This window comes from Catellatospora sp. NPDC049111 (genome assembly GCF_040648615.1).
GTDB lineage: Bacteria > Actinomycetota > Actinomycetes > Mycobacteriales > Micromonosporaceae > Catellatospora > Catellatospora aurea.
Window position 1 is genome coordinate 325,021 of the sequence record NZ_JBEZEB010000002.1, and the last position, 12,241, is coordinate 337,261.

The 12,241-nt window shown below is 72.1% G+C and carries 8 protein-coding genes; 4 read left to right on the forward strand and 4 right to left on the reverse strand.

Going from position 1 to position 12,241, the window contains the following annotated elements; all coding sequences use genetic code 11:
- Positions 1-7 precede the first annotated feature (7 nt).
- Positions 8-4,987: a carbohydrate-binding protein gene (locus tag AB0B66_RS04075; RefSeq protein ID WP_360522528.1), complete on the forward strand. Its 4,980-nt coding sequence runs from the start codon at positions 8-10 to the stop codon at positions 4,985-4,987.
- Between the two features lie 49 nt (positions 4,988-5,036).
- On the opposite strand, the gene AB0B66_RS04080 is transcribed toward AB0B66_RS04075, so the two are convergent.
- Together AB0B66_RS04080 and thpR are read right to left on the reverse strand one after the other, a co-directional pair.
- Positions 5,037-5,759, reverse strand: coding sequence for a class I SAM-dependent methyltransferase (locus AB0B66_RS04080; RefSeq protein ID WP_360522531.1), 723 nt, complete (start codon positions 5,757-5,759; stop codon positions 5,037-5,039).
- A gap of 15 nt (positions 5,760-5,774) precedes the next feature.
- Positions 5,775-6,359, reverse strand: a complete 585-nt coding sequence (thpR, locus tag AB0B66_RS04085) for an RNA 2',3'-cyclic phosphodiesterase (protein ID WP_360522534.1) — start codon at positions 6,357-6,359, stop codon at positions 5,775-5,777.
- A gap of 230 nt (positions 6,360-6,589) precedes the next feature.
- On the opposite strand from thpR, the gene AB0B66_RS04090 reads away from it, so the two are divergent.
- Positions 6,590-8,629, forward strand: coding sequence for a carboxypeptidase regulatory-like domain-containing protein (locus AB0B66_RS04090; protein WP_360522537.1), 2,040 nt, complete (start codon positions 6,590-6,592; stop codon positions 8,627-8,629).
- A 41-nt stretch (positions 8,630-8,670) separates the two neighbouring features.
- Here AB0B66_RS04090 and AB0B66_RS04095 read toward each other — a convergent pair whose 3' ends face one another.
- Both AB0B66_RS04095 and AB0B66_RS04100 read right to left on the reverse strand, forming a co-directional pair.
- A complete protein-coding gene (locus AB0B66_RS04095) occupies positions 8,671-9,003 on the reverse strand; it encodes a DUF2795 domain-containing protein (protein ID WP_360522539.1) in 333 nt (110 codons plus the stop codon).
- A gap of 46 nt (positions 9,004-9,049) precedes the next feature.
- On the reverse strand, positions 9,050-10,309 hold the full coding sequence (locus tag AB0B66_RS04100; protein WP_360522542.1) for an MFS transporter: 1,260 nt from the start codon (positions 10,307-10,309) through the stop codon (positions 9,050-9,052).
- A 205-nt stretch (positions 10,310-10,514) separates the two neighbouring features.
- On the opposite strand from AB0B66_RS04100, the gene AB0B66_RS04105 reads away from it, so the two are divergent.
- Positions 10,515-11,015, forward strand: a complete 501-nt coding sequence (locus AB0B66_RS04105; protein WP_360522545.1) for a hypothetical protein — start codon at positions 10,515-10,517, stop codon at positions 11,013-11,015.
- Positions 11,016-11,095: 80 nt separating this feature from the next.
- Positions 11,096-12,127, forward strand: a complete 1,032-nt coding sequence (locus AB0B66_RS04110; protein ID WP_360522548.1) for a LacI family DNA-binding transcriptional regulator — start codon at positions 11,096-11,098, stop codon at positions 12,125-12,127.
- Positions 12,128-12,241: the final 114 nt, after the last annotated feature.

Genomic DNA, 12,241 nt, shown 5'->3' on the forward strand with positions numbered 1-12,241 from the left:
ACCCCTCATGATCCACCGATTGCGCCCTAGCCGGCGACGCCTGCTCGGGCCGGCGCTCGCGCTGGCGCTGGTCGCCGGTGCGGGCACCGCGATCGTCTCGGTCGCCGCGGACGGTTCGCCGGCCGCGGCGTCGAGCAGCGGACCGACCCTCGACCTGCGTGAGGGCCAGACCCTCGAAGGCACCGTGCAGATTGACGCGGGGCCGGTCGCGGAGGACGACTCGGTCGTCTCCATCACTGTCGACGGCGTCACGGTCGACGCCGACAAGACCGCGGGCACCGCGCGCCTGAGCTTCGACATGGGCGGCAACGGCACGGAGGCCCGCTACCACAACTACCTCGTGGTCAACGGGCACACCGCCGACGCCGACCGGATCTACTTCCCCGACGTCGTCGGCGGCACGCGCGGCACGCTGGAGTTCCCAGGCTCGTGGCTGCGGGCGGGCACCAACACGGTCACCGTCAAGGCCGGTGCGAACTGGGTCGACACCACGAACGCGACCGCGGTCGGGGTAGAGCAGCTGCCGTACGGGGAGGGCCTGCGCTGCCCGAACTATGACGACTTCGCGCTGAGCAGCATCGGCCTGGGCCTGCTCGGGGTGGTGGCCGACGGCGAGCAGAACGCGTTCAGCTACAGCTTCGGCGACGGCACCTGCGGCAGCTCGAAGCGCCTGCTGAGCCAGCCGCTGACGTTCGTCGTCTCCGGCGAGCCGGGCAGCACCGCCGGGCTGAGCGCCGACCTGGACACCACGAAGCTGACCAACGGCTCGCACACGGTCTCCGCGACCACGGAGTCGGGCGCGCGGACCAGCGTGACCGTCGAGGTCAACAACGCTCCGGCCGGTGCGGCCAAGGTGACGCCCGCCGACGGCGCGCTCGCGCGCGGCACGCAGCTGGTGACCGCGGCGCTGCCGAACGGCAGCGGTGACACGGTCGAGTCGCTGGCGATCGACGGCAAGCCGGTCGAGAACGCGGAGACGCTCGCCGCGGGCACCGCGACGTTCGGTCTCACCGTCGAGGCGGGCAACTCGGCCGAGGCGAAGTACCACAACTTCGTCCTGGTCAACGGCAACCGGGTGGACCTCGGCGGCGACTACGGGGCGCTGGGCGCGGAGGACGTGAGCCTGCGGTTCCCGACCCGGTTCCTGCGGTCCGGTGACAACGTCGTCCAGGTCCGGACCGGTGACTACAACGGCACCGCCAACGGCGCGACCTGCGCCAACCACGACGACTTCAAGGTCACCCGGGCTTCGGCGAAGCTGGCGCTGAGCCTGCCGGGCACCGTCACGGCGGGCACGACGTACCTGGTGACGACGACGGGCACGACGGAGACGAAGGCCGAGACGACGGCGGCGTCGCTGGCGCTCGGCGACGGGACCTGCGGGCCGAACAAGGACGCCGAGTTCCACTTCGACATCGCGGGCGCGCCGACGGCCCGCACCGTCGGCACGCTCGGCAGCGGTGGCGACGCGCACCTGCGGATGTTCATCGGTGGCAACGGCACCGACAACGGATACGACAACAAGGTCCTGATCAACGGCATCCCGCTGGACCTCGGGGTGTGGGAGAAGGAGACCGCGGACGTCTCGTTCCCGAACGAGTGGCTGGTGCCGGGCGTCAACGTGCTGGAGTTCGTCGCGGGCAGCGACCACGGCAGCGCGAAGCCGGGCGGCTGCGACAACTTCGACGACTTCACCCTGCGCGACTTCGAGCTGCTCCCGGCGGGGGCGAAGGCGACGCCGCTGACCAGGATGCTCGCGCAGACGACGGTGACCATCGGCGCGGCGAGCTACCCGGCGGGTTCGCCGGTGACCGTGCACGTGGGTGACGGCACCTGTGGCAGCAGCTTCAACAGTGCGCTGGTCAAGGCGATGCTGTTCGAGGTGACGGCCGCCGACGGCGCGGCGCTGCCGGTGCTCGGCACGCGGGCTGACGTCGACACGACGAAGCTGGCGGACGGGGCGCACACCATCACGGCCGTGGTCGGCGGCAAGACCGCCACCCGGCGGTTCACCGTCGACAACACCGCGCCGGAGATCGACGGCAGCGTGCCGGCGCAGGGGCAGAAGCTCGTCGCGACCGTGGCGCTGAACGTCAAGGTCAAGGACGCCTCGGGCGTCGTAGGCACGCCGGTGATGACGCTGGACGGCAAGCTGGTGCAGCAGGGTGACCAGATCGGCCACGGCCTGCCGGCCGGGGCGCACACGATCGCCGTCACCGCGACCGACACGCTCGGCAACACCGGCACCCGGGAGATCCGCTTCACCAGCGCGAGCATCCCGGACGTCCCGACCGAGCTGACCGCGACGGTGTCCGACCCGAACGCGCCGTCGGCGCGGCTGACGGCGCGGATTCCCGGCGAGGAGGGCGTGCCGCTGACGGCCACGTTCACCAAGGCCGACGTGGTGACGCCGACCTCGGGTTACCAGGGCGAGGCGCTGGCGGTGCCGACCGCGCTCGACGTCGCGCACGATACGAACGTCAAGGTCGAGTCGCTGCGGCCGCTCGACGGGCAGACGGTTGACACGCCGTCCGGCCGGGACGTGGTGTTCCAGCGCTACGACCTGACCCTCGCCGAGACCGCGGCGTCGCCGACGCTGCGGTGGGAGGGCACCATCGACCCGAAGCGCCTGGTGGCGCTGCGGGTGTGGGACAAGGCGGCCGGCAAGTGGACGGTGCTCACCAGCTCGCGCGGGCAGGTCGGGCGCAGCACAGTGCTGACCGCGCCGCTGGCCGCCGGTTACCGGGACGGCACGACCGTGCACGTGCTGGTGACCGGTGAGGACCCGTTCGCCGACGACCTGTCGCCGCGCGACGCGTCCGCGGCCGCCGACAAGAACCACTTCGAGCAGCCGGGCACGTACGACTTCGCGATCTCGCACTTCACCGACACGCAGTACATCACCGAGGGCGCGGCGGGCGGCACGTACGACGACTGGGACGGCAAGACCGAGCCGTCGGACGTGATGGCGGCGGCGGAGCAGGCCATCTGGCAGGCGGCGTACCGGGCCGAGACGCAGTGGATCGCGGACAACGCGGCCAGCCGCAAGATCGCGTACTCGGCGCACACCGGCGACGTCATCGAGAACGACTACTACGACCCGCTGGCCAAGAACGCCGACGGCACGCTGGTCCGGCCGGGCCTGCACGAGCAGGTGGAGAAGGAGCTGGCGGTCTCGTCGGAGTACCAGAAGATCCTGGACGACGGCAAGGTCGTCAACCAGGTCATCGCGGGCAACCACGACAACCAGCTCGGCGCCGAGACGGGACCGGGCTCCCGGTTCAGCCGGACGTTCAGCGCCGACCGGTACTACGGTGTCGCGAAGTCGTGGCCGGCGGGCGCGTCGTACCACGCGTGGGACGAGGTCGTGAACGCCGACGGCACGGTCACGCCCGGCAAGGACAACCAGAACAACTACGTGCTGTTCAGCGCGGGTGGGCTGGACTTCGTCGCGGTGGGCCTGTCGTACGGGGTCACCCCGGCCGAGGCCCGCTGGGCTGACTCGATCTTCAAGCGGTACAAGGACCGCAACGGGATCCTGCTGTCCCACGACTACCTCAAGCCGTCGGCCAACCCCGACGGCCGCGGGGCGGCGTTCTCCGACCCGGACGGCTCGGCCCTCTACAAGGGCGTCGTCGAGAACAACCCGAACGTGTTCCTTATCCTCGCCGGGCACGAGCACGGCGTGGGCATCAACCTGAAGTCGAAGGTCGGCGTGACGGTGTCGCACGACGTCGTCGAGCTGCTGGCGGACTACCAGTTCTACACGGTGCCCGCGAGCGGCCTGTGGCCCGACAAGGTCGACGCCAACGGCAACATCGACCTCAACGGCGACGGGGTGACCGACCACAAGGCGGCCGACCGGCTCCAGTTCGGGGCGAGCTTCCTACGGCTGATGCAGTTCGACGTCAAGAACGCCGAGATGCACATCGACACGTACTCGCCGTTCCTCGACACCTTCGGGGCGACCGAGTTCGACATCCGCGCCGACGGCAGCCAGACCAAGCCGCGCTACAACGGCGCGGAGGACAACCTGACCCTGCCCGTCGACCTGACCAGCCGCATGACGTCGTTCTCGACCGACTCCCTGGCGGTGTACGTGCCCACGAGCGTCATCGCTTCCGACGAGGTGGCCGCCAACGGCACCGCCACGGTGACCTGGCCCGGGCTCAAGCCCGTGACGTCGTACGCCTGGATCGTCACGGCGCGCAGCGCCGACGACGGCGTGGCCGTGGCGCAGCCCGCGGTGTTCCGCACCGGCAAGGGCAAGCCGTCCGTGACGGTGACCTCGGCCTCGACGGACTGGGGCACGGCGGCGAAGGTGACGGTCAAGGTCGCCGCGGCCGGCCTGCCCGTGACCGGCACCGTCGAGCTGCGTGAGGGCGACAAGGTGCGCGGCTCGGTCACCACGACCGACGGCGCCGCGACGTTCACCCTGCCGGTGGGCCTCGCCGCGGGCAGCCACCCGCTGACCGCGTCCTACGCGGGCAGCGACCAGCTCGAACCCGCCCAGGGCAGCGGCACGGTGACGGTGAACCTGCCGGCCGCGTGGGTCGCGTCGAAGGCGTACAAGGAAGGGGATCGTGTCTCCTACCAGGGCAAGGTCTACAAGGCCTCCTGGTATGCGCAGAACCAGAAGCCGGGCGACCCGAACGGTCCGTGGCAGGAACTGGCCATGACCGAGGACGGCAGCACGGTCTGGACCGCGTCGCGGATCTTCAACGGCGGTGACGTCGTCGTCCACCAGGACAAGAAGTTCCGCGCTCGCTGGTACACCCGCAACCAGGCCCCGGGCGACCCGAACGGTCCCTGGGAGGAGCAGGCCCCGCCGTCACCCGACGGCAGCCCCGCCGCCTGGACGCCCACGACGGTGTACAACGCCGGCGACCGGGTGTCGTACCAGGGCCACGTCTACGAGGCGAAGTGGTACACCCGCAACCAGGCGCCGAGCACCGCGTCCGGCAGCCCCTGGAAGCTGATCAAGTAGCGGGAAACACGCAGGGCCGGGACCGTGACGGTCCCGGCCCTGCGTGTTCCTAGGGCCGCCGGAACAGCGCGGTCCACAGGAAGGGCTCGCCGAACAGTGGGGAGTCCTGCGGCTCGTCGCGCATGCGGCGCAGCTCGACCTCGGTCAGCTCGGCGAAGATGCCGCGCAGCGACTCCGCGGTGTAGGCGAGGCCGCCGTGCAGCCGCCCATGGCGGTAGAGGTCCACGTCGGACTCCTCGGAGCCCATGCCGCCCACGGCGAAACAGCTCAGGCCGAAGTGGCCGCCGGGGGCGAGAGCGCGGTCGAGCAGCCGCAGGTAGCTGATGCGCCGGTGCGGCGGCAGGTGGTGGAAGCAGCCCGAGTCGTAGATCAGGTCGTACGGGCCGGTCAGGTCCAGCACGAAGGCGTCGCCGCACAGGAAGCGCACGTCGACCGAGGCCTCCCGGGCGCGGTCCTGTGCCCAGGCGATCGCGGCCGGGGCCAGGTCCACCGCGTCGACCTCGAACCCCAGCCCGGCCAGGTGCACGGCGTTGCGGCCCGCCCCGCACCCCAGATCGAGGGCGCGACCGGGGGTGATCAGGCCGCGCTCGACGTACGAGGCCAGGTTCTCGTCCGGCTTCGCGACGAAGAACGGCACCTCCCGCGAACGGTCCGCGTAGAAGCCGTCCCACCAGGTCGCGCCGCCGTCGGCGGTCCAGCGGTCCGCGTCCGGCGCGAACAGGGTGTCCATGAGTCTCAGCACGTCGTCGATGGTGCGGATGTCGCGTTCCACGTGGGGCTCCCAGGGTCAGGCGGGCAGGGGGGCGGTGAAGATCTCGGTGTAGTGGTTGCTCACCGGATGGTCGCTGCGCATGAGCACGAGGGCGGGCGCGGCCCAGACCGGTCCGGCGTACGCGCCGAGCTGGTCGAGGACCTCGCGCAGCTCGTCGGGGCCGAGGCGGTCGCCGGGCCGGGCCAGGGTCAGGTGCGGCTGGTAGGGGCGCGGGTCGAAGGGCACGTGCCCGTCTGCCAGCGCCCCGCGCAGCCGGTTCGCGAGTTCGTGCAGGTCGTCGAGCTCGCCGTGCAGGCCGGCCCAGATCGCCGCCGCGCGCCCGTTGGGGAAGCGGCCGCCGCCGGACAGGCGCAGCCGTGGGGCGCGCGGGGTCGCCGCGGCGGTGGCGCTCATCGCCGCGATGGTCGTGTCGAGCTGGGCGGGGTCGAGTTCGCCGAGGAAGGCCACGGTGACGTGCCACTGCTCGGGCGGCACGGGGCGCAGCGACAGGCTCTCGGGGTGCGGCCGGGTGAAGGCGAGGCGGGAGACCAGCCCGGCCAGGTCGGTGATCGCCGGCGCGGGCGGGTAGACCGCGACGAACAGGCGCTGCGTAGGTGGCACGGCAGAACACGCTAGCGACCCGGCATCCGGCCCGTCTGCCGGGTGCCGGGATCGGCTGCCGGTGACACTGCTCCGAGCTGCTCGGATGGTCGTTCGGGTGGTGCATGGCGACGTTCGGGGGACACACACGGGAGAGGTCCTTCGTGGACAATCACGTGTGCCGCATTGATCACGGGGCGGCTCCACCAATGCGAACCGCGGCGACGCTTCGCGTACCCCTCGAGGACGTCATGTTGAAAACCTCAGCGAGGCGGCTGGGCGTGCTCGCCCTGTCCCTCGCCATCGGAACTCTCGGCCTGGGCGCACCCGCGCGGGCCGCCGACACCGGAAGCATCGTCGGGCAGCTCACCGACGGCGGGCAGCCCGTCTTCGGCGCGTCCGTCCAGGCCACCGCCGTGGACGGCGACGGCTGGGGCTGGGCCAGCACCGACGCCAGCGGCCACTACCAGCTCACCGACCTGCCGGCCGGGGCGTACCGCGTCCGGTTCGACCTGGACGGGCACCCGGGCCAGTACGCGTTCGGCCAGGTGAACTACCCCTCGGCGGCGCTGATCACGGTGCCCGCCGGCGGTCAGGCGACCGTCGACGACGCGCTGCTGCCGACCGGCACCATCACCGGCACGTTCCGCGACCGCGCGGGCAACGGCATGGCCGTGTCCGTGCGGGCCGACAGCACCGACGGCGAGGGCGCCTACGCGTACACCTACGCCGATGCTGACGGCCACTACACCATGCGGGTGCTGCCCGGTTCATACCGGGTGAGTTTCGAGGTCGCGTCCGGCGTCTACCAGTACGCCCCCGGCGCGATCGGCTACGACGGCGCCGCCGTGTATCCGGTGGCCGTCGGCCAGACGGTGACCGTGGACGACGCGAAGCTGCCCACCGGCTCCATTGCCGGCCGGTTCACCGAGCGCGACGGCACGGGCATCGGGGACGTGCAGGTGCAGGTGTCCAGCCAGTCCGGCCCGTCCTACGTCACGATGACCGACGGTGCGGGCGACTACCGCGTCGATGACGTCTTTGTCAGCGACGACTACACGGTCGCGTTCTACAGCTGGCAGCGGGAGTTCAGCCAGTACGCGTACGGCAAGATCGACAGCACTGACGCGACCGAGTTCACGGTCACCGCGGACGCGGTCACCCGGGTCGACGACACCCTGCTGCCGACCGGGACGGTGCACGTCACCGCGACCGACGCGCTGACCGGCGCTCCGATCCCCGCATTCTTCGCCGAGGCGGGCATGATCAGGACGAACGGCACCGACGGTCAGGCCACGCTCACCGGCGTCACCGTCGGCGCGCAGCGCCTGTTCGTGAGCGCGGACGGCTACCTCGGCGGGCACTCCACGGTGACAGTCACCGACGGCGCCACCACCGAGGCGGCGGTGGCGCTCACCCCGGTCGCGACGGTCACCACGACGGTCGTCGACGCTCGCACCGGCGCGCCCGTCGAGGGCTTCTGCGTGCAGCCGGTCGTGCCGACCGACCTGTACCTCGGGGAAGGCTGCGCGCAGAGCGACAGCGAGGGCAAGGTGTCCATCAACTGGCTGCGGGCCGGCACCTACCAGCTGTTCGCCTACGCGCCGCCGTACACGCAGAACACGTCGCCGTATGGCGCGCAGTGGGTGACCGCCGACGGCGGCACCGGCACCCAGACGCTGGCCACGGTCATCACCGCCGTAGCCGGGCAGACCGTCGCCGCGCCGACCGTCAAACTGGACCGGCGGGGTGTGCTCACCGGCACGATCCGGGCCGCCGACGGCACGCCGGCCAAGAACGCCTACGTCAGTTTCGGCAACTTCCACTACCACAGCGGCGACGGCAGCATCACCTTCCCGGCGGCCGCCGACGGCACCTACACCGTGGACTTCCTCGGGCCGTACCTGTGGCCGCTGCACTTCTACGCCGCCGACCACGCCCCGCAGTGGAGCGGCAACTCGGGCGGCCGCTCGGGCGCGACGAAGGTCAAGGTGCGCGCCGGCAAGACCGTCGTGTACGACATCCAGCTGCTCAAGGGCACGAAGGTCACGGTCAACTCGCCGCAGAGCGGCGCGTTCGTGGCGTACCACGCGGCGACCGGTGAGACCAGCGGCCGCTGCAGCGCCTGGCCGGCCACGACCTGCGAGATGCTGGTGCTCGGCCCGCAGAAGGTGCGCTTCAAGATCTGGGGCAGCGAGGAGGACTTCTGGTACGGCGGTGCCGACTTCGCCACCGCCACCTCGGTGAGCATCCCCGCGACGGGCACCCTGACGGTGAACGTCACCCGATGACGGCCCGGCCGGGGCGGGTTCGCCCGTCCCGGCCACGCCGGTCAGCTGAGCTCGGTGTTCGGGACCTCGCGCAGGTACGACGCGACCTTCTTGTTGTGCGAGCGCGCCTGCGCCGCCTTCTGCGTGATCGTGGTGCCCTCCTCGACCGACGGGTCGAGCCGGACCGAGCTGCGCACCTCGGACATGTTCCGGTAGACCTCCGGCGGCAGCGTCCGCGCCAGCTTCAGCACGTCGCCGTCGCTGGTGTATTCGATGACGTGCGCGAAGATTGCGTGCTTATCGGCCGGAAAGTCGATATCGCGTAGTGCTTGCTGCATCTGCAGCCACGCTTGGTTCTCCATCATTCGACTCTGATCCGTCGCCGTGCCGTACACGGCCTGTTCCCGGAAAATCCTGCGCCGAGCACGCCTGCCGTGATGGTCAGCCCGCGGTCGGCGCGGGCACCGGCGCGGGCCGCCGCCGGGCCGTGCCCGCCAGCCGCAGCCCGCCCGCGACGACGGCCAGCGCGACCGTCGCCGCGCCCGAGGCCAGCAGCGTGCCGCCCGGCCCGAGCCAGTGCACCAGCGGCCCGCCGAACGCGGCCCCGATCGGGGCGGCCGCCACGGTGATCGAACCCCGGGCGGCCAGCACCGCGGGCAGGTCCGCCGGGCCGGCCGCGGCCTGGAACAGCGTGATGTTGAACGCGGGGAACGGGCCGTAGATGATCCCGCCCGCGGCCAGCCCGACCAGGGTGATCCAGGTCGAGGTGGTGAACCCGAACGGCAGCAGGGCGGCGCCCCAGCCCGCGATGACCGCGATGGTGAACGGCCACGGCGCCACCCGCCGCAGCGCGCCCGCGAGCAGGCCGCCGAGCAGCGCGCCGACCCCGAACACGGCCCAGTAGACGCCGAGGAAGCCCGCCGAGCGGCCCAGCGTGTCCACGATGAACAGCGGCAGCGCCACCTCGACGGGGCCGTACAGGAAGAAGAAGACCGCGGTGAGGGCGAGCAGGCCGAGTAGCTCCGGCCGCCGGGCCAGCAGGCGGAAGCCGCCGGTGGTGCCCGCCGCCGCGGGCTCGGCGTGCGCGGTGCCGGCGGGGATGCGGCGCAGTTGGGCGGCCAGCACGAGGTAGGTCAGCGCGTCGATCGCGAGGGCGGCGCCGGGTCCGGTGGCGGCGACCAGGAGCCCGGCCAGCGGTGGCCCGACGATGATGGCGGTGGTCTGGCTGGTGCCGAGCAGGGTGTTGGCGGGCAGCCGTTGCTCGTCCGGTACGAGTCGGCTGACCAGGGTGTAGGTGCCGGCCGAGCCCCACGCGACGAGCAGGGACGAGAGCGCCAGCAGGGCGACGTACCCGGCGGGGGAGAGCAGGCCGAGCAGGTGCAGCACCGCGGCCGCGCCCAGCCCGCCGGCCCGCAGCAGGGCGTTGGCGGTGACCAGGGTGCGGGCGTCGACCCGGCGCAGCCACGGGGCCAGCGCCAGTGCGCCGAGCGCGGCGGGCAGCGTGTACGCGGCGACGGCCGCGCCGACGACCAACGCCTCCTCCTCCGGTGCGGCGATCCGGATGGCCAGCAGCGAGATGGTGACCACGCTCAGTCCGTCGCCGAGGTAGGAGACCGCCTCGCCGGACAGCAGCCGGCGGAACCCGGTCACCTGCAGGACGCCCCGGTAGGCAGCCGGGACCAGGCGTTTCGTCACGCGCATCGGCACAGCCTGCCAGCTCAACCACGCTTGAGGTCAACCCGCCCGCCGGCTCGCCGGCTCGCCCGCGTGGTCGATCATGAACTTGCGGACGTGTTCGACGGCGTGTCGCTCCCCTAACTTCATGATCGACGCGGGTATGGCCGGAACCGGGTGGGGGTGTCGTGACTCGTCCCGGTGACCGCCGCCCCGGATCCGGGAGACTTCCATGACCCTTTTGTTGAGGCGCTCCGCCGCCGTCCTGGCCGCCTGTGCCGTGTTCGCCGCCGGGTGCACGGAGCAGGGCTCGCCGTCCGCCGCGCCGAGCCCGTCGCCGGCGGCCCCCTCGCTCGCGCCCGGGTGCTCCGCCACCAAGGTCGAGAACGGGCCGCTGCCGGAGTGGGCGCGGGCCGGGTTCAGCGGGGACGCGCGGGCCGTGTACGTGCTCGGCGTGCAGGGCGAGATCGCCGCGGTGCTGTTCGGGCACCCGCTGACCTACGACCGCAAGGACGGTGTGAGCAACAAGATCCTCTGGGTGGCCCGGGAGAAGTACGAGACCGGCGACCTGACAATCAAGGCGCGGCTCGAGGGCACGGGCGAGCCGGTGCTGCGCGAAGTCTCCGGCGGGCCGGGACCGTCCATCATCGACCTGCCGCAGGCGGGCTGCTGGCGGGTGGAGCTGAGCTGGCCCGGTCACACCGACACGATGGACCTGGTCTACGCCGGCTGAACCGGCCGCGTCCGGCCACTGCGGACGATGGCTCTTGTCAACCCTACCGCCGCCCGGGAACTGCGGGTTATGGTGCACCAATGACGGACGGGAGCGCTTCCACGCTGCACCCGGGCGGGCCGGCCACGCTGGCCGAGGTGGCCCGCGCGGCCGGTGTCTCCATCGCGACCGCCTCGCGGGTGCTCAACAACTCCAGCCAGGTCAGCGCCGAGGCGTACCAGCGGGTCTGCGACGCGGCGAGCCGCCTCGGCTACCGCCGCCGCCGCGCCGCCTGGGGGCGTACGTCCGCCGGGGCGCGGGCCGTCGCGGCGGTGGTGCACGCCGGGCACCGGCTGGTGTTCACCGAGCCGTTCTTCGCCCGCTTCCTGGGCGCGGTGGAGACCGAACTGGCCCGCTACGACCTGCCGCTGCTGGTGACGAACGTGTCCGGCACGCTGGCCGAGACCGTCGGGCGCTACCTGCGGGCCGGCAACGTGGCCGGGGTGATCATCGTGTCGGATCACGGCCCGCTGCCGCTGTCCGGCTCGCTGGCCGCGCTCGGGCTGCCGATCACCGTGGTCGGCCGGCCACTGCACCCCTACCAGCTGCCCTATGTGGACGCCGACAACCGCGGCGGCGCGCGTGCGGCGGTCGAACACCTGCTCGGCAAGGGGTACCGGTCGATCGGGCACATCGCCGCACCGCCGGACACCGGCCCGGGGGCGGACCGGCTGGCCGGATACCGTGACGCGATCCAGGCGTCGGGACTGACCGACCTGCCCGTCGCGTACGGCGACTGGAGCCAGGCGTCTGCCGCCCACGCCATGCAGCGGCTGCTGGAGCAGCGACCGCAGCTCGACGCGGTGTTCGCCGCGTCCGACGTGATGGCCGCGGGTGCGGTGCGCTACCTGCGCCAGGCCGGCCGCCGCATCCCCGACGACGTCGCCGTGGTCGGGTTCGACGACCACGCGCTGGCCGCCCAGGTGCGCCCGGCGCTGACCACGGTCCGCCAGCCGGTCGAGCTGATGGGCGCGACCTGCGTGCGAGGCCTGCTCTCGGTGGCCGCCGGGGACCCGCCGGGCGAGTTCGCCACCGTCCTGCCCACCGAACTCGTCATCCGCGACTCCGCCTGACCGCACCTCGCCTTGCCCCGGACTCAATAGACGTTGGCCAATCACATCGAAAATCGGGCGGTCTGAGTCGATGTGATAGGCCAACATCTATGACAAGTGCGGCGCGGGCGCGGG

Excerpts from the sequence above, each read along its gene's own strand:
- AB0B66_RS04090 (WP_360522537.1), top strand. The coding sequence starts at position 6,590 with ATGTTGAAAACCTCAGCGAGGCGGCTGGGCGTGCTCGCCCTGTCCCTC.
- AB0B66_RS04110 (WP_360522548.1), top strand. The coding sequence starts at position 11,096 with ATGACGGACGGGAGCGCTTCCACGCTGCACCCGGGCGGGCCGGCCACG.
- AB0B66_RS04105 (WP_360522545.1), top strand. The coding sequence starts at position 10,515 with ATGACCCTTTTGTTGAGGCGCTCCGCCGCCGTCCTGGCCGCCTGTGCC.
- AB0B66_RS04100 (WP_360522542.1), bottom strand. The coding sequence starts at position 10,309 with ATGCGCGTGACGAAACGCCTGGTCCCGGCTGCCTACCGGGGCGTCCTG.
- AB0B66_RS04075 (WP_360522528.1), top strand. The coding sequence starts at position 8 with ATGATCCACCGATTGCGCCCTAGCCGGCGACGCCTGCTCGGGCCGGCG.